This window comes from Arthrobacter sp. sptzw32, from assembly GCF_059089735.1.
This window is the reverse complement of the sequence record NZ_JBNHEZ010000005.1, coordinates 246422-268537: the sequence shown is the minus strand read 5'-3', so window position 1 is coordinate 268537 and position 22116 is coordinate 246422. Positions and strand designations below refer to the sequence as shown.

Below are 22116 nucleotides of genomic sequence, written 5' to 3'. Positions count from 1 at the left end.
GGTTATTGATAGTGCATGTCTGTGCAGCAATACTCGGTGGAGCCGCGAGTGCTGCAGGCAGCACGCCGGCTGGGCTGTTCGCACGCTGGGCAGTACACCGGAAACACCAAAGGGGATGCTATGGAAAATTCTTTGAACGGACGCAGGGCCCTGGTAACCGGCGGCGCCAGCGGGATCGGCGCAGCCTGCGTCCGTGAGCTGGCTGCCCACGGAGCGAAGGTGGTGGTGGCCGACGTCGACTCCGCCGGCGCCGCCGCGCTCGCCGACGAGGTGGGCGGAACCGCCTGGACCGTGGACCTGTTGGACGTGGACTCGCTTGCCACCCTGACCCTGGACTGCGACATCCTGGTTAATAACGCGGGAATCCAGCGCATCAGCCCCATCGAAGATCTTGATCCTGTGGAATTCCGCCGGATCCTCGCCCTCATGCTGGAGGCGCCGTTCCTGCTGATCCGGGCTGCCTTGCCCCATATGTACAACAACGGGTTCGGCCGCATCATCAACCTTTCCTCCGTGCACGGGATCCGGGCCTCGCCGTTCAAGAGCGCCTATGTCTCCGCGAAACACGGCCTGGAAGGGCTAAGCAAGGTCACGGCACTCGAAGGCGGTGACCACGGGGTCACATCCAACTGCATCAATCCGGGGTATGTGCGCACACCCCTGGTGGAAAAGCAGCTGGCGGACCAGGCACAGGTGCACGGCATCCCCGAATCCGAGGTCCTGGCCAAGGTGATGCTTACGGAATCGGCGATCAAACGTCTCGTGGAGCCCGAGGAGGTTGCGTCGCTGGTCGGCTGGCTGGCCTCGGACCGTGCCGGCATGGTGACTGGCGCCAGTTACACCATGGACGGCGGCTGGTCAGCCCGTTAGCCCAATAATAATCCGGGCGGGACTGGCCGCAGTGGCGGCTAGTCCAGCTTCCTGAGCTGCCGGTGGTCGTAGAAGAAGACCCCTTGGGCCGTGTCCACACCCGCCGATGTTCCCTGCAGGAATACCACCACGCCCTCGCGCCGGCCTTTGAAAGGATCGTCGCCCACCACGGCGTCGCCAATCCTGTACGGGGACTGCGGGGTGAAGGTACTCCGTGCCCGGCTCCATACGCGAGCGGCCATTGAGCTCAGGCTCACGGGCCGGCCCATGCTGGAAAGGTCCTGAACAATAGCTTTCACCATGCGTACCAACTCCTTGCCCGCGGCGTTCAGCCGCTGCCTGGCGGTGCAGGTTAACCGGAACGCTCCCAGCGTGAGGGCGGCCCTCCAATCCCGGTTGGCACCTTACGCTTACGGTACGCAGTATTCCCAGCAGTCACACCAGTAACAGGTACTCATGTTTCGGGAGCGCCTATACTCGTTTATTCCCGGTACTTGGAAGGGCTGCTTGAACCAGCCTCACGGTGCACTCCGGGTGCTGTTCACCGCTTGCCGGTTACGATGTCATCGGCGTTTTCGAACACCCACGCCACGAGCGGAACCAGGAGTGCCGCCAGTTCGTACCCGTGCTTCGTAAGGCTGTAGTCGACCCGCGGCGGAATATCTTAGTTGAAAGTGCGTACTTCCTTTTGGGAAGTAAGCGGGAATCGCCGCAGTTGTGCTTCCTGACAGACACCGACTGGAAGGAAATCATGAGCATCGTTATTACCGGAGCAACAGGCCAGCTGGGCCGCCATGTGGTTGAGGCCCTGCTGGAGCGCAACGTTCCCGCGCAGGACATTGTTGCCGCGGGCCGGTCCGTCGAAAAGATCGCAGACCTGGCGGCGCGCGGCGTACAGGTCAAAAGCATGGACTACGCCGATGCAGCCTCCGTAGCCGAGGCCTTGAAGGGCGCCGCCAAGGTGCTCCTCATTTCGGGCAATGAAGTTGGCCAGCGGGTGCAGCAGCACCGTACCGTCATTGAGGCGGCGAAGGCGGCGGGTGTGGACTTGGTCGCCTATACAAGCATCGCCAACGCGGATACCACCGGGATGAAGCTGGCCGCCGAGCACCAGGCCACGGAGGCTATCCTCAGGGCCTCGGGCGTTCCTTTCGTCCTTCTCCGTAACGGCTGGTACCTCGAAAACTACACCGACCAGCTGCCCGGCACCCTCGCACAGGGTGCCATCGCCGGAAGTGCCGGGGAGGGGCGGGTCAGTGCAGCGTCCCGGGCGGATTATGCGCATGCGGCGGCGGCAGTGCTGGTGGCAGAACGCCAGGCAGGCAGGATTTATGAGCTGGGCGGCGATGAACCGTTCACCATGGCTGAGTTTGCGGCCGAGATCAGCGCCGCGGCCGGCAAGCACATCTCCTACCAGGACCTCCCGGCGCAGGAATACGCCGAAATGCTGGCGGACGTTGGCGTACCGGAGGCTTTCGCGGAAACCCTCGCGGACTCCGACCTCGGGATTGCCCGCGGCGACCTCCTGGTAAGCTCCGGCGACCTGCGCAAGCTGATCGGACGACCTGCCACTTCGCTGGCAGAAGCGGTCCGTTCAGCTGCTGCTGCTGTGTAGCAGTTGTTATCGGGCAGCGGTGTTTCGGGATAGTACCTGCGGCGCCGGACTACCATCCGAGTTCAAGCCTGGCTGCCCGGCACCTCCGCCGGGCAGCTAGGATCCCGTGCCGGTGAGCGCCACAGTACTGCCAAGGCCGATCATCAGCGCCCCGCCTGTTGCTTCCATGGCTGAAATCCGGCCCGGCGACCGTGCAAACCACTCGCGCGCCCAACCGGCAGCTATGGCCCAAATGCTGTCCGAAACCAGCGCGATCAGCAGGAAGACCGCACCCAACATCGCCAGTTGGAGCGGAATGGCGCCTGAGGGGTAATCCACAAACTGCGGCAGGACGGCCACAAAGAACACCACTGACTTCGGATTGGTGACACCAACCATCAGGCCCTCTGCAATCAGGCGCAGCGGTGGGGAGGACGCCGGCCGAGGCTGGGGGAGCTGGTGGTTACGCCGCTGCCGGATGGTTTTGATGCCCAAGTAGATCAGGTAGGCGGCGCCGGCCAGCTTAACCGCCGTGAAGAGGGCCACGGATTGGGCAACAACGGCGCCCACCCCCAACGCCACCGCTGCCACCTGCAGCAATTGCCCGGCCGCGTTGCCCAGGACGGAAAGGACGCCACCCTTCCAGCCGAGCGCCAGGGACCTGCCGACCACGAACTATACGCTTGGCCCCGGCACGGCTATGAGGATCACGGCCGCAAGGGAAAACGCCGCCAGCTTGGAGGTCGGGACCATGCCTGATCCTAACTCCGGCGCGGCCCGTTTTGACCCCGGTCCTGATTCCCACGCGCTCCTTCCCTGTTGCGCGAAGCGGGCTGCGGTGGCCACCGGCAGCGGCGACCTCTTTTTCCGAAAGGCCAGCCCGCCGTCGTCCGCCGTCCTTGACTCGATGTCCGGTTGTTCCTTACTTTGAAGGGTCCTGATAGGCCGCCAGTGCCGTCGGGAAAACTGCTTGAGGACCACACGTACCAGCAGCCCAAGGAGATCGAATGAGAGCGATCGTGCAGGACGTCTATGGGCCGGCAAAGGTGCTCAAGCTGCGGGATACAGCGGTGCCGGCACCGCGCAAAAATGAGGTATAAATCCGCGTGCGGGCGGCAGGCGTCGACCAGGGGGTGTGGCACCTGATGACCGGCCTGCCGTACCTGCTCCGGCTGTTTGGTTACGGACTGAAGAAGCCTAAAGTTTCTGTGCGGGGCCGGGAAGTTGCTGGCGTGGTGGAGTCCGTGGGTGGTGGAGTAACACGTTTTGCTGCTGGTGATAAGGTCTTCGGCACCTGTGACGGGTCCTTTGCAGAGTACGTCTGCGCCAAGGAGGACAAACTGGCGCGGAAGCCTGCCAATCTTTCGTTCGAGGAAGCGGCCGCTTCACCTGTTTCCGCCGTCACTGCACTCCAGGCTGTGCGGGACGCGGCCGGGATGACGGTGGGCCAGAAGGTGCTGATCATCGGAGCGGGCGGGGGAGTGGGTACCTTTGCCGTTCAATTGGCCAAGGCCTTTGGCGCGCAGGTCACGGGAGTCTGCAGTACCGGCAAGGTGGACCTCGGTGCGGATGCAGTCATCGACTACACCAGGTCCGATATTGCGGGCTCCGGAATGCGGTTTGACGTCATCCTGGACACCGCCGGCAACCGGCCGCTGTCCGCTTTTTGGCGCCTGCTCACACCAAAGGGCACCCTTGTTCTTATCGGCGGCGAAGGAGGCGGCAAACTGACCGGCGGGTTCGAACGGTCATTGGGCGCACCGTTTGCCTCGTTGTTCTCGGGGCAGAAATTTAAGGCGCTGGTCGCGAAGGAAACGCATTTGGACTTCGAGGCACTGGCGGTTCTGTTTGAAGCCGGCAGTCTTAGGCCCGCCCTGGACAGGGTCTTTTCCCTGGCTGAAGCACCGGCCGCCATCACATACCTCCGCGGCGGGCAGGCGCGCGGCAAGGTAGTAGTGGTCCGGATCTAAGGGACCGCAGGGCGGTGGCGGGCTCCGCCACGCTGGCCACGGGTCTCCACCGCGGGTGTCTGCAATGCCAGACACTGGAAGGACACCGGCTCGGAAAGTGCCACCGGTAAGGGTGCAAGCTTAAGTACGGTATCCCGGACTGGTCGGGCTTAAGAGTACGGAAAGAAGGAGGGCCGGTGTTAGCAACTGAGGCACAGGCGGGGGTCGGAAGCACACTAAGAAGCACCCCGAAGGTGGCGTCGAAGGTGCCCGCTGCCGAAAATACCCTGCGCATCCTCAAACTGCTGGCTTCCAGGCGGGGTCCGATGGCGGCGTCGCAAATTGCCTCCACGCTGGGCCTGCCCCGGTCCAGTGTCTACCACCTGCTGGGCGTGATGGAGGCCAACGGATTCGTTTTGCACCTCCACGAGGAGCAGCGGTACGGACTTGGCATCAGCGCCTTCGAGCTCAGTTCGGCGTACTCCCGGCAGGAGCCGCTCTCCCGGCTCGGCCGGCCGCTCCTTGCATCGCTCGTGGATGCGCTCGGGGAGAGCGCGCACCTCGCTGTGCTGCACGGGCGGGACGTGCTGTACATCGTGGAGGAGCGGGCCAAAAACCGCCCATCCCTGGTGACCGACGTCGGCGTCCGGCTCCCCAGCCACCTCACCGCGAGCGGGCGGGCAATCCTCGCGGCCCTGCCCAAGTCGCAGGTGCGCGCGCTTTACCCTAATGCCGCCGCCTTCACCGCCCGGCATGAGGTGGAAGGCGCCATCATGAAGTACTCTGCGCTGTCCTCCCACCTCGACCAGGTAAGGCAGCGCGGCTACGCCACAGAGCACGGCGAGGTCACCCCGGGCTTTGGCTCCATCGCCGCCGCGGTAACAGACCACACGGGATGGCCGACGGCGGCCGTCGCCGTTACGTTCCTCGAGGACAAGGTGCCCGCCCAGGATTGGCCGGTACTGGCCAGCCGCGTCCAGAAGGCAGCCGACGAGTTGTCCGTCCGGCTGCACGGACGCCTCGGAAACTAGCCACCCCCTTTGCCCTGACACTCAACTCTCCCAAAAGGGTTTTCAGGAATCAGGACTGCCGGCGGAACGAGTCGCCGCAAGCGTCTGAAATACCGGACAGCGCCCTCCTTAAACCTCTGCAAAGCCCATCCGCAAAGGGCTTTGATTGATACAGAACAAGCCCACACCTCGGAAAATGAAAAGGAGCCATTATGGCACCCGCCGATTTCACCACCGGTGCCCGCCCGGTCAAAGCAGCCCGCGGCACCGAGCTCACCGCGAAGTCCTGGCAGACGGAAGCCCCGCTGCGCATGCTCATGAACAACCTGGACCCGGAGGTCGCCGAGCGCCCGGATGACCTGGTGGTCTACGGCGGCACGGGCCGGGCCGTCCGCTCCTGGGCAGCATTCGACGCCATCACCCGCACCCTCGAAGCCATGGAAAAGGACGAAACCCTCCTGGTCCAGTCCGGAAAGCCGGTGGGTGTATTCCGCACCAACGAGTGGGCGCCGAGGGTCCTGCTGGCAAACTCCAACCTCGTAGGTGATTGGGCCACCTGGCCGGAATTCCGCCGGCTCGAAGCCGAAGGCCTGATGATGTACGGCCAGATGACGGCAGGGTCCTGGATTTACATCGGCACGCAGGGCATCCTGCAGGGCACCTTCGAAACCTTCGCTGCCATCGCCCGGAAGCTCACCGGCGACGACAACGGAACCCTCGCCGGCACCCTCACCCTCACCGGCGGCTGCGGTGGCATGGGCGGCGCCCAGCCGCTCGCAGTCACCCTGAACGACGGCGCATGCCTGATTGTCGACGTCGACGAAACCCGCCTGCGCCGCCGGGCCGGCAAGCGCTACCTCGACGAAGTTGAAACCGACCTCGACGCCGCCATCGCGAAGGTGCTCAAAGCCAAGGAAGAGCGCCGCGGCTGGTCCGTAGGCTACGTGGGCAACGCCGCCGAAGTGTTCGCGGAAATCCTGCGCCGCCACAAAGCCGGGGAGCTCACAGTGGACATCGTTACGGACCAGACTTCCGCCCATGATCCTCTTTCCTACCTGCCCGAGGGCATCACCGTGGACGAGTGGCACCGCGAGGCCGAAGCCGATCCTGAAGGTTTCACCAAGAGGGCCCAGGCCTCAATGGCCAAGCACGTCCAAGCCATGGTGGAATTCCAGGACGCCGGCGCCGAGGTCTTCGACTACGGCAACTCCATCCGCGACGAGGCCCGCAAGGGCGGTTACACCCGGGCCTTCGAATTCCCCGGCTTCGTCCCGGCCTACATCCGTCCCCTGTTCTGCGAGGGCCTGGGCCCGTTCCGCTGGGTGGCCCTCTCCGGTGACCCTGAGGACATCCGCGTCACCGACGAAGCCATCAAAGAACTCTTCCCGGAGAACAAGCACCTGCACCGCTGGATCGACGCCGCCCAGGAGCGGGTGGAGTTCGAGGGCCTGCCCGCGCGCATTTGCTGGCTCGGCTACGGCGAGCGACACAAAGCCGGCCTGCTGTTCAACCAGCTCGTCAGGGACGGCAAGGTCAAGGCGCCCATCGTGATCGGCCGCGACCACCTCGACTCAGGCTCAGTAGCCTCCCCGTACCGTGAAACAGAAGCCATGGCGGATGGCTCGGATGCCATAGCGGACTGGCCACTGCTGAACGCCCTGCTCAATACCGCCTCCGGCGCCACCTGGGTATCGCTGCACCATGGCGGCGGCGTGGGTATCGGCCGGTCCATCCACGCCGGCCAGGTCGCCGTCGCGGACGGCACCGACCTCGCCGCCCAAAAGCTCGAGCGCCTCCTCACCAACGACCCCGGCATGGGCGTCATCCGCCACGCCGACGCCGGTTACGAGCGGGCCCTCGACGTCGCCAAGGAACGCGGCGTCCGCATCCCCATGAATGAGAGCAAGTAAGACATGACAACGATTACCCATGAACCGCTGACCGTCACCCTCGGCTCCAGCGGCGCCACCCCGGAGGACGTCGTCGCCGTCGCGCGCCACAACGCCAAGGTGGACATTTCCCCGGAAGCCCTTGAAACGGTAGCCAAGGTGCGTGCCCACATCGATGACCTGGCCGCCAGCGACGTCCCGGCGTACGGGATTTCCACCGGCTTCGGCGCCCTGGCCAACCGCCACATTCCCAATGAACTGCGCACGCAGCTTCAGAAGAGCCTGATCCGCAGCCACGCCGCCGGCATGGGCCCCGCCGTGGAACGGGAAGTGGTGCGCGGCATCATGTTCCTTCGCGCCAAGACCCTCGCATCGGGCCGCACGGGAGTCCGGCCCGTGGTCCTGCAGACCATGGTGGACGTGCTCAACGCCGGTATCACGCCGCTGGTCCGCGAGTTCGGTTCGCTGGGCTGCTCGGGCGACCTCGCGCCGCTGTCCCACTGCGCCCTGGTCCTGATGGGCGAGGGTGAAGCGGAAGGGCCTGACGGCGAGCTGTACGGCACGGCCGGCCGCCCCGCCGTCGCGGAACTCCTGGCCCGGCACGGAATCGAGCCGGTCACCCTCGCCGAGAAGGAAGGCCTCGCCCTGGTCAATGGCACCGAGGGCATGCTCGGCATGCTCCTGATGGCCATCGCGGACCTTCGCCAGCTGTTGACGACGGCGGACATCACCGCTGGGATGAGCGTCGAGGCCATGCTGGGCACCGACCAGGTTTTCCTGCCCGAGCTCCATGCTGCGCTGCGGCCACACCCGGGGCAAGCGGCAAGCGCCGACAACATGCTGCGGGTGCTGTCGGATTCGCCGATCGTGGCGTCCCACAAGGTGGGGGACTCGCGCGTGCAGGACGCGTACTCGCTCCGCTGCGCCCCCCAGGTGGCCGGTGCCGTCCGGGACACCCTGGACCACGCGGAGCTGGTGGCTTCCCGCGAGCTCGCCGCAGCGATCGACAACCCCGTGGTCCTGCCTGACGGCCGGGTCAGCTCGAACGGCAACTTCCACGGCGCCCCCGTTGCGTATGTCCTGGACTTCCTGGCCATCGCGGTCGCGGACCTGAGTTCCATCGCCGAGCGGCGTACGGACAGGATGCTTGATCCGGCCCGTTCCCACGGCCTGCCTGCCTTCCTCGCAGCTGACCCAGGTGTGGACTCCGGGCTGATGATCGCCCAGTACACCCAGGCCGGGCTGGTGTCGGACAATAAGCGGCTGGCAGTTCCCGCCTCCGTGGACTCGATCCCGAGTTCGGCGATGCAGGAAGACCACGTCTCGATGGGCTGGCACGCGGCGCGGAAGCTGCGAAAAGCAGTGGAGAACCTGCGGCGGGTGCTGGCCATCGAACTGGTGACGTCGGCCCGCGCCCTGGACATCCGCACGCAGCTCTCCGGTGGGGTCCTGACTCCGGGACCGGCGGGTGCAGCCGTCGTGGCTGCGCTCCGCGACGTGGTGGCGGGGCCGGGAACGGACCGTTTCCTGTCCCCGGAGCTGGAAGCGGCCGACCAGCTGGTTAAGGAAGGTAAGGTGCGCAAAGCGGCCGAATCCGCCGTCGGCGCCCTTGCCTGAGGGAAGAATCTTCAGGAAAAGCGCATAAACCGTCCGCCTGGTGAAATTCTCAAGCACATGGTCATCAGGCGGACGGGGAGTGTAGTAGAACTGAAGGTGTAGTGAAAGTCACATCGAAGAGGCTGTGGCGCAGAACATATACAAAGGGGTAGAAGTTCAAATGAAAGCACGTGGGGCAGTCTTATCGAGGCGAAGTGCCCATTCCGCCGCGGTTCCGGACTGGAGGACTCTTCAGGCCGGGGAACGCGTCGAGATCATCAAGCAGGCGCATGTGGTGGCCACCGGGGAGGTGGAGGAAGTGTCCCAGAGCGGAAACGTCCTGTGGCTCGTGCCGGCTGGTCCTACCGAGAAAGAGCTCTTTTTGAAGTCTGACGGCGTGCAGGTGCGCCGCGGCTGACACCGCTTAGTAAACGCAAAGCAAAAGTCCCCGCCACTGCTTGATGCAGGGGCGGGGACTTCTGTTTGTGCGCGGAGAGGCATCCGTCGCAAGCGGTCAGGCGGCGATGGCCTCGTAGGTCTCGCCGGACGGCACTGACTCATCCAGGGCTACTGTGTAGCGTCCGGGCCAGAGCCGGGTCAAGGGAACGTGAACCAAGCGGGCAGCACAGTCACAAACGGTCTGGTGGCGAAAACCTTGCCCACTCCGCCACGATGGTGGCAATCCATCAAAAATTTGGGCTTGCAAGAAGGAGATCCGTTATGAAGATCATGCGCCTGGGGGACAACGGCAAGGAACAGCCCGCCGTCCTGGGGCCGGCCGAAAACGGCGGCGAACAGTACTTCAGCCTGCTGCCCCTCACACGGGATGTGGACGGTGACTTCCTGGCAGCGGGAGGGCTGGACAAAGTCCGGGAGGCACTCGAAGCAGGTATGCTGCCTGTCCTGGCGGAAGCAGCCTCCCTCCGCGTCGGTTCTCCGCTGGCCCGGCCGGGAGCAGTAGTGGGCATCGGCATGAATTACGCCGCCCACGCGGCGGAATCAGGTTCCGCCCCTCCCGAGATTCCCGTCGTGTTCCTCAAGCCGACAAACACCGTGGCAGGAGCCTACGACCCGGCCCCGGTTCCGCCGTACTCCAGCAAGTATGACTGGGAAGTGGAATTGGGCATCGTGATCGGCAGGGAAGCCAGCTACCTCGTATCAGTTGAGGAGGCGGAGGAGTGCATCGCCGGCTACGTCACCGCGAATGACTTCTCTGAGCGGGACTACCAGATCCCGGGGGCGGCCGGCCAGTGGACCAAAGGCAAGTCCCTGCCGGGCTCGACCCCTTTGGGCCCGTGGCTTGTTCCTGCGGCGGACGTGGACGCCGGAAACCTGCCGCTCCGCAGCTGGGTCAATGGCGAGCCGCGCCAGGACTCAAAGACGTCCGGGCTTATCTTTGACGCGCCCACCCTGATCCACCACTGCAGCCAGTACATGCGGCTGGAGCCCGGTGATGTGATTCTCACCGGGACTCCAGAGGGTGTGGCGCTCAGCGGCCGCTTTCCGTACCTCCAACCAGGCGACGTGGTGGAAGTCGAAGTCGAAGGGCTGGGCCGCCAGCGCCAGGAACTTTTCCGCGCCTGACGGCAATTCAGTTAGCCGGCCTTTACCGCCAGGACCGGGCAATCCGCCTCAAGCAGGATCCGCTGCGACACACTGCCCATAATGAGCTTGCCCACCGGCGTGCGGCGGCGGAGCCCGATCACGATGAGTTCGGCGTTGTGCTCTTCCGCGGCGTCCAGGACCTCCGCGGCGGCATCATGGCCACGGACCGGCTGCTTGATGACGTGCTGGATGCCCTGGGTGGCCAGCCGGTCCTCGATGCTTTGGATTTCCGGTTCCTGGGCGTAGCGGTTGTCCACCAGCGCGTCGCCCTTGGACGAGTTGATGACCAGGAGGGTGGTGTTGCTCTTCCTGGCCTCGGTGATGGCCTGGCTGAGGGCTGCTTCGCCCTCGGGGGTTGGGACGTATCCCACCACGATCGTCATGGTGTCTCCTTGTTGCGGCTGGTTGTTGTTGATTGGCGTGCTGGGCCGGAAGGTTGCGGCAGTTTACTAACCGTCGCCGTCCCCGCCCGCGCCGCCGCCGGTGTTTCCACTGTCTGCCCGGTGGGAGCCGTGACTGACGCTGCCGCCGACCTCCCGGGGCACGGTTGCCCCGGTGTTGGCCGTGACCAGGGTGTTCCGGGACGGGCGGTTGCGGCGCACCAGCTTGAAGAGCAGCGGCCACAGCAGGATGAGCCCCACGATGACGTAAATCACGACGGCGATCGGCTCGGTGAAGAGTCCGGCCGGATCGCCGGCGCTGAGCTGCAGGGTCTTGCGGAGCTGGCCTTCGATGCGCGGACCCAGGATCACGCCAAGGATGAGCGGCAGCACAGGCAGCCCGAAGCGGCGCATCATGAAACCCAGCGCGCCCAGGACCAGCAGGATCACCAGATCGAACGCCTGCAGGTTCACCGAGTAGGCGCCCAGCGTGGCGAAAAAGAGGATGCCCGCGTACAGGTACGGCCGGGGCAGCTGCAGGAGCTTCGCCCACAGCGGAGCCAGCGGCAGGTTGATCAGCAGGAGCAGCAGGTTGCCGATGAACAAACTGGCGATCAGCGCCCACACCAGGGGTCCTTGGCTGGAAAACAGCTGGGGGCCCGGCTGGATGCCGTAGGAGGTGAAGGCAGCCAGCATGACGGCGGCCGTGGCGTTGGTGGGCAGGCCGAGTGCCAGCATGGGGGTCAGGGTGCCGGCGGCGGCAGCGTTATTGGCAGCTTCCGGACCTGCCACACCTTCAATGGCGCCCTTGCCGAACTCCTCCGGGTGCTTGCTGAGGCGCTTCTCGGTGACATAGGAAAGGAACGTCGGGATTTCAGCGCCGCCGGCAGGCAGGGCGCCGAACGGGAAGCCGAAAGCCGTGCCGCGCAACCATGGCTTCCAGGAGCGGCTCCAGTCCTTCTTGCCCATCCACGGCCGGCCAACGGGAATAACGTGCAGCGGGGTACGGCGAAGGTGTGCGGCCACCCAGAGGGCTTCGCCCACTGCGAAGATGGCCACGGCCACCACCACGATGTCCAGGCCGTCCGCGAGCAGCGGCTGGCCGAAGGTCAGGCGACGCTGGCCCGTGACGGAGTCCATGCCTACCAGGCCGATGGCCAGGCCGAGGCCCAGCGAGGCGAACCCGCGAAGCCGGGACGAGCCCAAAACAGCGGTGACGGCCAGCAGGGCCAGGACCATGATGGCGAAGTAGCTCGGAGCGCCAAGGCTGACGGCAAACTCCACCACGATGGGTGCGCAGACGGCGAGGAGGGCGGTGCCGATGGTGCCGGCAATAAACGAGCCGATGGCCGCCGTCGCAAGCGCCTGTGCAGCCCGCCCGGCCTTGGCCATCTTGTTGCCCTCGATGGCTGTCACCACGGACGACGATTCACCAGGAGTGTTCAGGAGGATGGAGGTGGTGGAGCCGCCGTACATGCCGCCGTAGTAGATGCCGGCGAACATGATGAAGGCGCTGGTGGGCTCCAGCGCGTAGGTGACCGGAAGGAGCAGGGCCACGGTCATGGCCGGGCCCAGGCCCGGAAGGACGCCGACGGCGGTGCCCAGAAGTACGCCGATCACGGCGTACAGGAAGTTCATGGGGGTGAGGGCGGTGGCGAAACCGTCCATCAGTGAGGACCAGACATCCATTACAGGATTCCTTCCAGGAGTCCGGCAGGCAGGGCGATGCCGAGGCCGAGGTAGAAGCCGTAGAAGGTCAGCAGGGAAAGGGCGACGGAGATGAGCCCGTCCCGGACATAGCGGCGGCTGCCCAGTGCCAGGACGCTGCCCCAGAACAGGACCGTGCCGGAGATCACCCACCCTGCCCAGTCAATCAGCAGGATGTTAAGGATGAACGCGCCTGCCAGGGGCAGGATGGTTTTCCAGTCAGCGGGATGCGTGAGGTCAACGTCCTCGCCGCCTTCCGCCTCGCCCTGGCCGCCCCGGATCACGTTGATGGCCAGAAGGACCGCGCAAACCACCAGCAGTCCGGCCACGATGTACGGAACCGTCTTGGGGCCCACCGGGTCCGATTGGGAGTACGGGGTAACCAGGCCGTTGGCGTCCATGAAGACCATGACGCCGGCCGCGCCGAGCAGGAGTGCAACCCCCAGCTCGGCGCGGCCCTTAAGGCCTGTGGTCAGGGAGCTCACGCCAACCCAAGCTTGGTGAGGACGTCCGCCACCCGCTTGTCCTGCTCGGTGAGGAACGTCTCGAACTCGTTGCCGGTGATGAAGGCGTCAGACCAGCTGTGGGTCTTCAGCGCTTCCTTCCAGCCTTCGCTTGCGTGCATCTTCTCAAGGGCGGCGATCATGGAAGCCTTGTCCTCGTCGCTGATGCCCGGAGGGGCCACAATGCCGCGCCAGTTGGTGAACACCAGGTCGATGTTGGATTCCTTCAGCGTGGGGGCGTCCACACCTTCCAGGCGCTCTTCGCCGCTGGTGGCCAGGACGCGGACCTCGCCGGACTGGATCTGCTGCAGGAACTCGCCTGCACCGGAGGCTGCGAAGCCGATCTTGTTGCCGAGGATCGCAGGGAGGAGGTCGCCGCCGCCGTCGTACGAAACGAAGTTGACCTTGGTGGCGTCGATGCCAACTGCGCCCGCAAGCTGCATGGGCAGGAGATGGTCGGGGCCGCCGGGGGATGAGCCGCCGCCCACGGAGATGGAAGCGGGGTCAGCCTTCCAGGCCTTCACCAGGTCGTCGATGGTCTTGTAGGGGGAATCCTTACCGACCATGATGGCGCCCGGCTCTTCGATCAGGCGGGCCAGCGGGGTGGTTTCGGTCAGCTTCGACTCGGACTTGTTGGTGTAGCTCGCACCCACGACGCCCAGGCCCATGAGCATGGCGAGGTCGCCGTTGCCTTTTTCGTTGACCACGCGGGCCAGGCCCACGGTGCCGCCGGCGCCGGCCAGGTTGAAGACCTCGGTGTTGCTGGTGATCTTCTCGTCCTCGAGGACCTTTGCGGCTGCACGGGCAGTGGTGTCGTAGCCGCCGCCCGGGGTGTTGGGGACCATGATCTGCAGTCCGGTGATGGGCCCGGCGGCAGCGCCGGAGGTTTCCGAACCGGTGGAGCTCTTGCCGGTGGCACCGCAGCCGGTGGCCATCAGGGCGATGCCGGCGGCGACGGCGGCGACTCGCAATGCGCGGATCTGGCGCATGGTGTTCCTCTTCTCAGTAATGCAATTCGGTACAGGATGATCAGGGAAAGCTGATCTTGTCCTTTGATGCTAGGTTCGGCCGTGATGCCGGTCACTCTTATGTACGCAGAGAAAGTTAAGTTCATTGCGTTCACGTTTCCGGGGTCCCACACTGCCTGTGAAAGCAAAGGTTCAAGGACTGGCTCGGCGGCGGCCTTGGCTGGTTCACGCATGCCCTGCGGTATAGTTCCGATACGCCGGGAGGGGACGGGTGGCGAGCTCCTGCGCACCATCGCCAGCGGGCACGCAGAACAACCACAAAGGAACCCCAGCAGTGACTCGTCGAAGAGGAATGTCCCTTGCCGGGCAGTACCTTGTGCTGCAGTTGCTGATCGTCCTGGCCGTTTTGGTGGCCGTGGTGGCCATTTCCCTTGCCCAGTCTGCTGCCGCGTTCGAGCGCACAGAGGGACGCCGGGCCCTGTCTGCCGCAGAGGCCTTGGGAAACAACCCGGCCGTACGGGCTTTGCTGCCGGATGCAGAACCCAGGATTGGTGCTGCCCTTCCTGCAGTGGCCGAATCCGTACGGACCGTTTCGGGCTCGTCCCACGTGACGCTCGCAAAGACAGACCTCACCGTGGTTGCCGCCTCCGATCCGGGCCTGCTGGGAAAGCCCCTGGAACTGGGCGCCAGCAGGGTGATGGAAGGAAGGGCCTGGACCGGCGTCGTGGGTGAAAGCGGCAATGCCGTCCTGTCCGCCCACGTGCCCGTACTCGATGACGCCGGAAAAATGATCGGCATCGCCTCTGTCAGCCGCGACTACCCCTCTACTTTGGAGCGGCTGGGGGATGCCGTGCCCAACCTCCTGACCTATCTGGGCGTCGCAAGCGTCCTGGGCGTGGCGGGATCCCTGCTGCTGTCCCGGCGCGTCAAACGGCAGACCCTCGGCATGGAGCCCAGCGAAATAACCGGGCTGGTGGAAAACCGTGAAGCCATGCTGCACGGGCTGAAGGAAGGCGTGGTGGCCCTTGATCCCCACGAACGCATCACGGTGGCCAATGACAGCGCCCGGACACTGCTGGGACTGCCGCCGGATTGCGTCGGCAGGAAGCTGGCCTCCCTCCCCCTGGACCCCGCACTGAAGGCGGTGCTGACCCGCGAGCAGCAGGACCCGGACCAGCTGGTGCTGGTGGGGGAGCGCCTGGTGGTGGCGAACCGCGTCCCCATCCGCTCGCGGGGCCGCGACATCGGCTCCGTCACCACACTGAGGGACCGGACCGAGCTGTCCTCCCTGGAACGCGAACTGGGCGCCACCCGGACCGCCACCGACACCCTGCGGGCGCAGGCCCATGAGTTCGCCAACCAGCTGCACGTCATCTCCGGCCTGATCCAGATTGGCGAATACGACTCCGTGGTGCAGTTCGTCAACGGCGCCACCGTGGACCGCACCAGGCTCAACGATGAAGTGACCAGCCGTATCCACGACCCTGCGCTCGCCGCACTGCTGATCGCCAAGTCCAGCCTTGCCACGGAACGGGGAGTGGCACTGCAGCTCGATCCCGAGTCCGCCCTGGGACCGGTAAGCGACGACCTGTCGCGGGACCTCACCACGGTGGTGGGTAACCTGGTGGATAACGCGTTCGACGCCGTCACCGGACTTCCGGGCGCCGCTGTCCGGGTGCTCGTGGAGGACGCTGCCGGCATCGTTACCGTGACTGTCCGGGACAACGGCGCGGGCGTTCCCGCCGAAGCTTTGGACGATATCTTCCGGCAAGGGTTTACCACCAAGGAAGCGGCGCCAACCGACGGCCGCGGCTTCGGCCTCGCCCTCTCACGGGTGGTCTGCCGGCGCTCCGGCGGCGACCTGACGGTAGCCAACGACAACGGGGCAGTCTTCACCGCACGGTTCACACGAAGTACAGCCCAGCTCAAAAGAGGTAGAACACAGTGATCAAGGTGCTGATCGTCGACGACGACTTTATGGTGGCCAAGGTCCACGCCGGGTTTATCCAGCGCACTCCCGGGTTCGTGGTGGTGGGAGTGGCCCATACCGGCGCCCAGGCCGTGGTGGAAACCGGGCGGCTGCGGCCCGACCTGGTGTTGCTGGACATCCACCTGCCGGACATCAACGGGCTGGACCTCATGCACCGGCTGCGGGACGTTGCCCCGGAGTTGGACGTGCTGGTGATCAGCGCGGCCCGCGAAGTGGAAACCGTGCGCAAAGCCCTGCGCGGGGGGATTGTGCACTACCTCATTAAGCCGTTTTCGCAGTCCGACCTGCAGGAACGCCTGGAGCACTACCGAAGCGCGTACCAGGGCCTGGATTCCGCCAAAGACGTGGCCGAGCAGTCGGACGTGAACCGGGTGTTCGGCCTTGACCGGACGGACCGGCCGCTTCCGAAAGGCTGCAGCGTCGAAACCCTCAAGCTCGTGGAAGCAACCCTTAACGCGGCCGAAGGCGACCTGTCCGCGGCTGAAGTGGCGGAACAGCTGGGAACGTCCCGGGTCAGTGCCCGGCGGTACCTTGAATACCTGTATGACGAAGGGGCGCTGGAAGTCCGGCTCAAGTACGGAGTGGGCCGCCCGGAACGGCGCTACGTCCTCAAGGGCCAGTAGACCGCGCTGATAAACCAGTGAACCGCGGCAAAGCGATCAGTGCAGGAGCGTGTTGATCAGGCGGGCGGCGACCTTTGCGGTTCTGCCGTCGATATCAAACCCGGGGTTCAGCTCTGCCACGTCCAGGTGCAGCAGCTTCCCGGACCGCGCCACCTGGCGGCACACCGCGCTGATGACCTGCAGCGGGACGCCGTAGGCGGCAGGTGCGCTGACGCCGGGGGCAACGGCCGCCGGCAGCACGTCAAGGTCGATGGTCAGATACAGGACGTCAATCTCCGCGATGAAGGCATCCACAAAGTTCCGGACGCGTTCTGCAGAGCAGTCCTCGTCCAGCAGGTAGCGGACGACCAGCTTCCCGGCAGTGTCGAAAAGGGCCCGTGTGTTGTTGGGTTCGGAAATGCCGACGACGGCGTACCTGAAGTCGCGGCCGGCGGCGGCTTCCGCGCGTGCCATCTGGAGGAACGGCGTGCCGGAGCTGGCTTCGGTTTCATCACGCAGGTCGAAGTGCGCGTCCAGGTTCAGGACTCCCAGCCGCTGGCCGCCTTGGACAGCGGCCGATCCGGCCACCCCCAGGTAGCTTGCGTAGGCGGTTTCGTGGCCGCCGCCCAACACTACGGGAAGGTGCCCGGCGTCGAGGATCGCCGTCACTGCTTGGCCGGTGCGCTCCTGGCCCGCCTCGAGGCCGGTGCCGGCCACCACATCGCCGGCGTCCGAAACGGGTCGGTCCAGGTGGAACGCCAGCGGTGCGAGGGCGGCGCGCAGTGCTGCAGGCGCGGCGGCCGCACCCGGCCGGCCCTTGTTCCGCCGCACGCCCTCGTCACTGCAAAACCCGAGCAGGACGGCAGGCTTAGCTCCTGCCGCTGTTGCATTGCCGTTGTCGTATGGTGTGACCGCCTGCCACCAGCGGCGGTGCTCGGCGCCGTCGCCATCGAACCTCCCCTTCCAGGGCTTCGGCGGGACGTCGACGGCAGGGAGGAAGGCAGGCATGCTCCAAGCTCACCGTATGCCGCCGGCGAAAACCAGCAACTCCGCCGTCGCGCTGTCCGGAATCCAAGAATCCGGTTCCGCCGAATCCGAAGGGATATGGTGGAGCAATCCCTTCCGGGGACTGACATGCCATTGCCGCGCCAGCAGGGCGCACCGATCCAGGCCGGAGAACAGCAACGTGTTTGAAGCCCCTAATATCCTGTTTGCGGCCGCGGGCCTTGCGGTGTTTACCGCCGCGGTTCTCCCCAAGCTGCTGCGCGATATGCCCTTTTCCATGCCCATGGTCTTCCTCGGCGCAGGGATGGGGGCGTTCGCCCTGATCCCCACCCTCCCCGACCCGGACCCGATAGTGCACGGCGACTTCGTGCTGCACCTCGCGGAAGTCTGCGTGATCATCTCCCTGATGGGCGCGGGGCTGGCGCTTGACCGGCCGGTGGGGCGGAAACGCTGGTCCACCACCTGGCGGCTGCTGGGAATCGCCATGCCCCTGTGCATCATCGTGCTCACCCTGCTGGGGCTGTGGTTCCTCGGCCTTGGCCTGGCCGCCGCCCTGCTGGTGGCCTCAAGCCTCGCACCCACGGACCCTGTACTGGCGTCCGAGGTGCAGGTGGGCGAGCCGGCAGACCACGACGACGGCACCAACAAGGAGGACGAGGTGCGGTTTGGCCTCACCTCCGAAGCCGGCCTGAACGACGGACTGGCCTTCCCGTTCGTCTACCTCGCCATTGCCATCAGCGTCGTCGGGTCATCCCCGTCAGCCTGGTTTCCGGAATGGTTCGGGGTGGACGTGCTGTGGCGGCTCGCCATAGGGCTCATCCTGGGATTCCTTAGCGGCAAGGTGCTGGCCCGGATCTTCTTCTCTGCACGCGCCGAAAGCCTGCGGCTCTCCAACCACTCCGAAGGCTTTGTTGCGCTCGCGGCCACGTTCCTCACCTACGGCCTGACCGAGATGATCGAGGGCTACGGGTTTATCGCTGTGTTTGTCTGCGCTGTCACCATCCGCGGCGCTGAACGTACCCACGGCTACCACCGGGTGCTGCACTCCTACGTGGAGCAGTTGGAACGGCTCCTGACGGTGGTGATCCTGGTCCTGCTGGGCGGTGCGATTGCCCGTGGGCTGCTCGAAGGCATCGGCTGGGCGGAGGTGCTTGTTGCCTTGGCATTCCTGCTGGTGGTCCGGCCGCTGGCAGGCTGGCTGGGGCTGGCGGGCGGCAAAACCGGGCCCCGTGAGCGGATTGCCCTCTCGTTCTTCGGGATCCGCGGGATCGGCTCGCTCTACTACCTCTCCTACGCACTGGGCAAGGGCAACTTCGCGGACCAGGCGGAATGGCTGTGGGCTTTTGTAGGCCTGGTGGTGGCGCTGTCCATTGTGATCCATGGCGCCACCACCTCTCCGCTGATGAACCGGCTGGACAAGCTCCGCGAGAAGAAGGCCCGTGCGGTATCCGGTGATGAAGGGTTGGCTCCCAACACTCCGGTGTAGCAGGAGCTTGTTCCCTGCTACATGCCGATGGCGGCCTCAATGGGGCCAATGGCGAAGAACAGCAGGAACGCCCCGGCCACTGCCCACATCAGCGGGTGGATTTCCCGGATCCGGCCCTGGACGGTGCGGATCAGGACGAATGCGATGAAGCCGGCCCCGAGGCCGTTGGCGATGGAGTAGGTGAACGGCATCAGCGTGAAGGTCAGGAAGGCCGGAATCGCGATGCCCCAGTCCTGCCAGTCGATCTTGCCCACCTGGGAGACCATCATGAAGCCCACCACCACCAGGGCTGGGGCCACAGCCTCGAAGGGAACCAGGTTGATCAGCGGGGTGAAGAACATGGCCACCAGGAACAGCAGACCGGTGACGATCGAGGCGACGCCGGTGCGGGCGCCCTCACCGATGCCGGCACCGGCCTCCACGTAAATCTGGTTGGAGGACACGGAAGCCCCTCCGCCGGCGATCGCGCCGAGCGCATCCACCTGCAGGACCCTGTCGACGTCAGGAATATTGCCGTGCTCGTCCACCGTGCCGGCCTCATTCGCCAGGCCCACCATGGTGCCCATGGCGTCGAAGAAGATGCTCAGCAGGATGACGAAGGCCAGCAGCGTGGCGGCCACAAAGCCCAGGTGTTCGAAGGCGCCGAACGGGTTGGCCTTGCCGATCAGGGACAGATCGGGGGCAGCCCATTCGGAGAACGTCGGAGCCACCAGGGACCAGCCCTGAGGGTTGAAGGGTTTGCCCGGCTGGACACTGGGGCCGATGTGCAGTGTCATTTCCAGGATCACGGCAATAACGGTGGACGTAATGATGCCGATCAGGATGGCACCCTTGACCTTGCGCACCACCAGGGCGATGGTCAGGACCAGGCCAAGAACAAATACCGCGGTGGGCCAGCCCAGCAGCTTGCCCTCAAAGCCAAGCCCAACCGGCACTGTGGTGCCTGCCACGTCCGGGATGCGGCGGACAAAGCCCGCATTGACCAGGCCAATCAAGGCGATGAACAGCCCGATGCCCACCACGATAGCCGTCTTAAGCCCCTCAGGTACGGCCTTGAACACCGCTGTCCGGAAGCCTGTGAGCACCAGGATCAGCATCGTGACGCCGGACAGGACCACCAGGCCCATCATGTCCGGCCAGGTGAGGCCCGGGCTGGTGGCTACGGTGACCGCCACGAATGCGTTGACGCCCAGCCCGGTGGCCAGCGCGAACGGATGCCTGGCCCAGGCTCCCATCAGGATGGTGAGGATGCCGGCAACAAAGGCCGTGACCGCGGCGACTGCCGGGAACCCGAGGGTGTTGCCGCTGGAGTCCGGAACGGAAAGGATCAGGGGGTTCAGCACCACGATGTAGCTCATGGCGAAGAAGGTGGCGAAGCCGCCGCGGATCTCGCGGGAAAGGTTGGAGCCGCGCTCGGTGATCATAAAATACCGGTCCAGGGCAGAGCCTTGCTTAAGCATTAGTCCTCCGGGGGAGTCTTTGGGGATACCTGAATCCTATGGGGGCTCCGGCAGGGTCCCCGACAATTTCGCCTAGTCTGTTAGGAAGCCAACACAGAGGGAGCAGTCCAAGCATGCGTTCCATCCGCCGCCAGTTACTGAGCTTTGTCCTCGGGTCCTTCGTTTTTGCTTCCGCTGTCCTCGGCGTGGCCGGGCCCGCCGCGGCACATGACGCCGCTGAATCCAGCACCCCCGCCGACGGCGCTTCGGTAGCGGTGCCGCCGGAACAGGTGTCGGTGGCCTTCAACAACAACCCGTTGGGCATCGGCTCATCCTTTTCCGTCAAGGATGCCTCCGGCGCGGAGTGGGCGGACGGGCCGGTGGACATTGTGGACAATGTGGCCAGCCAGAAGCTGAAGGCGGGCGGCCCGGCCGGGCAGTACACCGTCACGTGGCGGGTGGTCAGCTCCGACTCGCACCCCATCGAAGGGACGTTCACCTTCACGGCTTCGGCAGCAGCGGAAGGTGCTGCAGCGTCAGAGGGTTCGACGGCGGGAGCGGCCGTTCCCGGGATGGGAACGGCCCAGCCGGGAGTGACAGCCGCGCCGGAGACTGCCGGCCAAGGCGAGCCGTTCCAGTGGAGCATCGTTATTTTCGCTGCAGCAGCAGCAGGTCTGCTTGCCGCCCTGGCCATCCTTGCCCGCCGACGGCTCGCCGCGGGCGCCGACCACGAGAGCTGACGGGCGCTAGCAGGGCAGGATCGCCAGGCTTCCGGTGTGCGGGGGAGCGCCGGCCGCAGGGTTGACCTTCGCGGAGATGGCCAGGCCCACGGTTTTCGCCTGGCGCAGGGCCTCTTTGGGAGACGGTGTGATCAGTTCTCCCACGCCCACCAGGTAGATGCCGATAGCCCGCATGGCAGAGACGAGGTTGCGGCCCACAGAGATGCCGAAGTCGTTGATCATCCGCCGCAGCTGGCTGTGGGCGCAGCGTGTGAGCACAATGTGGTCTGCCACCAAAATGCCCGTGGGCGTATGCACCTCCCACTGCGGGACAGCCGCGCCTCCGGACTTGCCGTCCACCATGGTCAGTTGAACGGCGCGTGTGCTGTTGCGGACATCCACATCGTGGCTGGCGGCGTAGTTGCGCAGGTGACGGAGGATCTCGTTCCGCTCCCGAAGGGTTGCCGAATCAGCCGCGTCGCAGCGCTGCAGCGAAGCTGTGTTGGCCGGCTGGGCGGCCCCCAGGATGTCCAGTCCGTCCACCACTATGGAATCAACCCCGCGGCGGCACAGCTCGGCAGCCACTGCCAGGCCGGACAGGCCGGTGCCAATAATCACAGTGGTGGTCTGCTCGGTCCCGGCATTCCCAGGCATGCTTGACACTACAGTTTCCTCCTTCGAAGCTTCGGCGGGTGCGGGCGTCCTCGCCCGCGCGCGTTCCGTTACCCCCAAAGTCCGGCCGCAGTGCATTGCCGGGCAGCTCTGACAGGAAGAGGCAGTAGGCGTCCCGGACCAACAATGTCC

At 65.4% G+C, this 22116-nt stretch carries 20 protein-coding genes and 2 pseudogenes; 12 read left to right on the top strand and 10 right to left on the bottom strand.

What is annotated here, in order from left to right:
* Positions 1 to 120 precede the first annotated feature (120 nt).
* Entirely contained in the window at positions 121 to 870 is a 750-nt protein-coding gene (locus AC5RVN_RS12075) for a 3-hydroxybutyrate dehydrogenase (RefSeq protein WP_494138077.1), read from the top strand.
* A 38-nt stretch (positions 871 to 908) separates the two neighbouring features.
* Here the strand turns inward: AC5RVN_RS12075 and AC5RVN_RS12070 are convergent, their stop codons facing one another.
* Both AC5RVN_RS12070 and AC5RVN_RS12065 read right to left on the bottom strand, forming a co-directional pair.
* On the bottom strand, positions 909 to 1172 hold the full coding sequence (locus AC5RVN_RS12070) for a hypothetical protein (protein ID WP_494040565.1): 264 nt from the start codon (positions 1170 to 1172) through the stop codon (positions 909 to 911).
* Positions 1173 to 1411: 239 nt separating this feature from the next.
* A pseudogene (locus AC5RVN_RS12065) lies at positions 1412 to 1531 on the bottom strand (winged helix-turn-helix transcriptional regulator); the annotation flags it as partial.
* A 90-nt stretch (positions 1532 to 1621) separates the two neighbouring features.
* Here AC5RVN_RS12065 and AC5RVN_RS12060 point away from each other — a divergent pair.
* Complete coding sequence (locus AC5RVN_RS12060; protein WP_494106021.1) at positions 1622 to 2485, top strand: SDR family oxidoreductase; 864 nt, start codon at positions 1622 to 1624, stop codon at positions 2483 to 2485.
* Between the two features lie 96 nt (positions 2486 to 2581).
* Here AC5RVN_RS12060 and AC5RVN_RS12055 read toward each other — a convergent pair.
* Positions 2582 to 3217 (bottom strand): annotated as a pseudogene (locus AC5RVN_RS12055) (LysE family translocator).
* Positions 3218 to 3570: 353 nt separating this feature from the next.
* On the opposite strand from AC5RVN_RS12055, the gene AC5RVN_RS12050 reads away from it, so the two are divergent.
* The 6 genes from AC5RVN_RS12050 (at position 3571) to AC5RVN_RS12025 (ending at position 10492) form a co-directional block, all read left to right on the top strand.
* Positions 3571 to 4434 carry an NAD(P)-dependent alcohol dehydrogenase gene (locus AC5RVN_RS12050; RefSeq protein WP_494138076.1) on the top strand — a complete coding sequence of 288 codons (864 nt, stop codon included), beginning with the start codon at positions 3571 to 3573 and terminating at the stop codon, positions 4432 to 4434.
* Positions 4435 to 4610: 176 nt separating this feature from the next.
* The gene (locus AC5RVN_RS12045) at positions 4611 to 5444 is read left to right on the top strand and encodes an IclR family transcriptional regulator (RefSeq protein ID WP_494138075.1); all 834 of its coding nucleotides are present in this window, start codon (positions 4611 to 4613) and stop codon (positions 5442 to 5444) included.
* A gap of 191 nt (positions 5445 to 5635) precedes the next feature.
* Positions 5636 to 7333 (top strand): urocanate hydratase, encoded by a 1698-nt coding sequence (gene hutU / locus AC5RVN_RS12040; RefSeq protein ID WP_494138074.1) that lies wholly within the window; start codon positions 5636 to 5638, stop codon positions 7331 to 7333.
* 3 nt (positions 7334 to 7336) lie between these two features.
* Positions 7337 to 8929 (top strand): histidine ammonia-lyase, encoded by a 1593-nt coding sequence (hutH, locus tag AC5RVN_RS12035; RefSeq protein WP_494138073.1) that lies wholly within the window; start codon positions 7337 to 7339, stop codon positions 8927 to 8929.
* A gap of 160 nt (positions 8930 to 9089) precedes the next feature.
* Positions 9090 to 9326, top strand: coding sequence for a hypothetical protein (locus AC5RVN_RS12030; RefSeq protein ID WP_494138072.1), 237 nt, complete (start codon positions 9090 to 9092; stop codon positions 9324 to 9326).
* 302 nt (positions 9327 to 9628) lie between these two features.
* Complete coding sequence (locus AC5RVN_RS12025; protein WP_494138071.1) at positions 9629 to 10492, top strand: fumarylacetoacetate hydrolase family protein; 864 nt, start codon at positions 9629 to 9631, stop codon at positions 10490 to 10492.
* A gap of 11 nt (positions 10493 to 10503) precedes the next feature.
* On the opposite strand, the gene AC5RVN_RS12020 is transcribed toward AC5RVN_RS12025, so the two are convergent.
* The 4 genes from AC5RVN_RS12020 to AC5RVN_RS12005 all read right to left on the bottom strand — a co-directional run bounded on the left by AC5RVN_RS12020 (position 10504) and on the right by AC5RVN_RS12005 (position 14092).
* The gene (locus tag AC5RVN_RS12020) at positions 10504 to 10896 is read right to left on the bottom strand and encodes a universal stress protein (RefSeq protein ID WP_494040574.1); all 393 of its coding nucleotides are present in this window, start codon (positions 10894 to 10896) and stop codon (positions 10504 to 10506) included.
* A gap of 66 nt (positions 10897 to 10962) precedes the next feature.
* Positions 10963 to 12582 (bottom strand): tripartite tricarboxylate transporter permease, encoded by a 1620-nt coding sequence (locus tag AC5RVN_RS12015; RefSeq protein WP_494138070.1) that lies wholly within the window; start codon positions 12580 to 12582, stop codon positions 10963 to 10965.
* Complete coding sequence (locus tag AC5RVN_RS12010; protein ID WP_494138069.1) at positions 12582 to 13085, bottom strand: tripartite tricarboxylate transporter TctB family protein; 504 nt, start codon at positions 13083 to 13085, stop codon at positions 12582 to 12584. Before AC5RVN_RS12010 ends, AC5RVN_RS12015 begins: the two co-directional genes overlap by 1 nt.
* Complete coding sequence (locus AC5RVN_RS12005) at positions 13082 to 14092, bottom strand: Bug family tripartite tricarboxylate transporter substrate binding protein (protein ID WP_494138068.1); 1011 nt, start codon at positions 14090 to 14092, stop codon at positions 13082 to 13084. The genes AC5RVN_RS12010 and AC5RVN_RS12005 overlap by 4 nt, the downstream gene beginning before the upstream one ends.
* A 331-nt stretch (positions 14093 to 14423) precedes the next feature.
* On the opposite strand from AC5RVN_RS12005, the gene AC5RVN_RS12000 reads away from it, so the two are divergent.
* Positions 14424 to 16019, top strand: coding sequence for a sensor histidine kinase (locus AC5RVN_RS12000; RefSeq protein WP_494138122.1), 1596 nt, complete (start codon positions 14424 to 14426; stop codon positions 16017 to 16019).
* Positions 16016 to 16684 (top strand): response regulator, encoded by a 669-nt coding sequence (locus tag AC5RVN_RS11995; RefSeq protein WP_494138067.1) that lies wholly within the window; start codon positions 16016 to 16018, stop codon positions 16682 to 16684. The genes AC5RVN_RS12000 and AC5RVN_RS11995 overlap by 4 nt, the downstream gene beginning before the upstream one ends.
* Before the next feature lie 36 nt (positions 16685 to 16720).
* On the opposite strand, the gene hutG is transcribed toward AC5RVN_RS11995, so the two are convergent.
* Positions 16721 to 17671 (bottom strand): formimidoylglutamase, encoded by a 951-nt coding sequence (hutG, locus tag AC5RVN_RS11990; protein ID WP_494138066.1) that lies wholly within the window; start codon positions 17669 to 17671, stop codon positions 16721 to 16723.
* A gap of 178 nt (positions 17672 to 17849) precedes the next feature.
* On the opposite strand from hutG, the gene AC5RVN_RS11985 reads away from it, so the two are divergent.
* On the top strand, positions 17850 to 19154 hold the full coding sequence (locus AC5RVN_RS11985; protein ID WP_494040580.1) for a cation:proton antiporter: 1305 nt from the start codon (positions 17850 to 17852) through the stop codon (positions 19152 to 19154).
* Between the two features lie 17 nt (positions 19155 to 19171).
* Here the strand turns inward: AC5RVN_RS11985 and AC5RVN_RS11980 are convergent, their stop codons facing one another.
* Positions 19172 to 20614, bottom strand: coding sequence for an NCS2 family permease (locus tag AC5RVN_RS11980; RefSeq protein ID WP_494040581.1), 1443 nt, complete (start codon positions 20612 to 20614; stop codon positions 19172 to 19174).
* Between the two features lie 113 nt (positions 20615 to 20727).
* Between AC5RVN_RS11980 and AC5RVN_RS11975 the strand changes: the two genes are divergently transcribed.
* Positions 20728 to 21333: a copper resistance CopC family protein gene (locus tag AC5RVN_RS11975; protein ID WP_494040582.1), complete on the top strand. Its 606-nt coding sequence runs from the start codon at positions 20728 to 20730 to the stop codon at positions 21331 to 21333.
* A gap of 6 nt (positions 21334 to 21339) precedes the next feature.
* On the opposite strand, the gene AC5RVN_RS11970 is transcribed toward AC5RVN_RS11975, so the two are convergent.
* On the bottom strand, positions 21340 to 21966 hold the full coding sequence (locus AC5RVN_RS11970) for an NAD(P)-binding protein (protein WP_494138121.1): 627 nt from the start codon (positions 21964 to 21966) through the stop codon (positions 21340 to 21342).
* Between the last annotated feature and the right edge of the window lie 150 nt (positions 21967 to 22116).

Coding starts and splice junctions, on each gene's coding strand:
- AC5RVN_RS12020 (WP_494040574.1), bottom strand. CDS start 10,896: ATGACGATCGTGGTGGGATACGTCCCAACCCCCGAGGGCGAAGCAGCC.
- AC5RVN_RS12000 (WP_494138122.1), top strand. CDS start 14,424: ATGTCCCTTGCCGGGCAGTACCTTGTGCTGCAGTTGCTGATCGTCCTG.
- AC5RVN_RS11980 (WP_494040581.1), bottom strand. CDS start 20,614: ATGCTTAAGCAAGGCTCTGCCCTGGACCGGTATTTTATGATCACCGAG.
- AC5RVN_RS11970 (WP_494138121.1), bottom strand. CDS start 21,966: ATGCCTGGGAATGCCGGGACCGAGCAGACCACCACTGTGATTATTGGC.
- hutG (WP_494138066.1), bottom strand. CDS start 17,671: ATGCCTGCCTTCCTCCCTGCCGTCGACGTCCCGCCGAAGCCCTGGAAG.
- AC5RVN_RS12005 (WP_494138068.1), bottom strand. CDS start 14,092: ATGCGCCAGATCCGCGCATTGCGAGTCGCCGCCGTCGCCGCCGGCATC.
- AC5RVN_RS11975 (WP_494040582.1), top strand. CDS start 20,728: ATGCGTTCCATCCGCCGCCAGTTACTGAGCTTTGTCCTCGGGTCCTTC.
- AC5RVN_RS12075 (WP_494138077.1), top strand. CDS start 121: ATGGAAAATTCTTTGAACGGACGCAGGGCCCTGGTAACCGGCGGCGCC.
- AC5RVN_RS12025 (WP_494138071.1), top strand. CDS start 9,629: ATGAAGATCATGCGCCTGGGGGACAACGGCAAGGAACAGCCCGCCGTC.
- AC5RVN_RS12015 (WP_494138070.1), bottom strand. CDS start 12,582: ATGGATGTCTGGTCCTCACTGATGGACGGTTTCGCCACCGCCCTCACC.
- hutH (WP_494138073.1), top strand. CDS start 7,337: ATGACAACGATTACCCATGAACCGCTGACCGTCACCCTCGGCTCCAGC.
- AC5RVN_RS12070 (WP_494040565.1), bottom strand. CDS start 1,172: ATGGTGAAAGCTATTGTTCAGGACCTTTCCAGCATGGGCCGGCCCGTG.
- AC5RVN_RS12030 (WP_494138072.1), top strand. CDS start 9,090: ATGAAAGCACGTGGGGCAGTCTTATCGAGGCGAAGTGCCCATTCCGCC.
- AC5RVN_RS12060 (WP_494106021.1), top strand. CDS start 1,622: ATGAGCATCGTTATTACCGGAGCAACAGGCCAGCTGGGCCGCCATGTG.
- hutU (WP_494138074.1), top strand. CDS start 5,636: ATGGCACCCGCCGATTTCACCACCGGTGCCCGCCCGGTCAAAGCAGCC.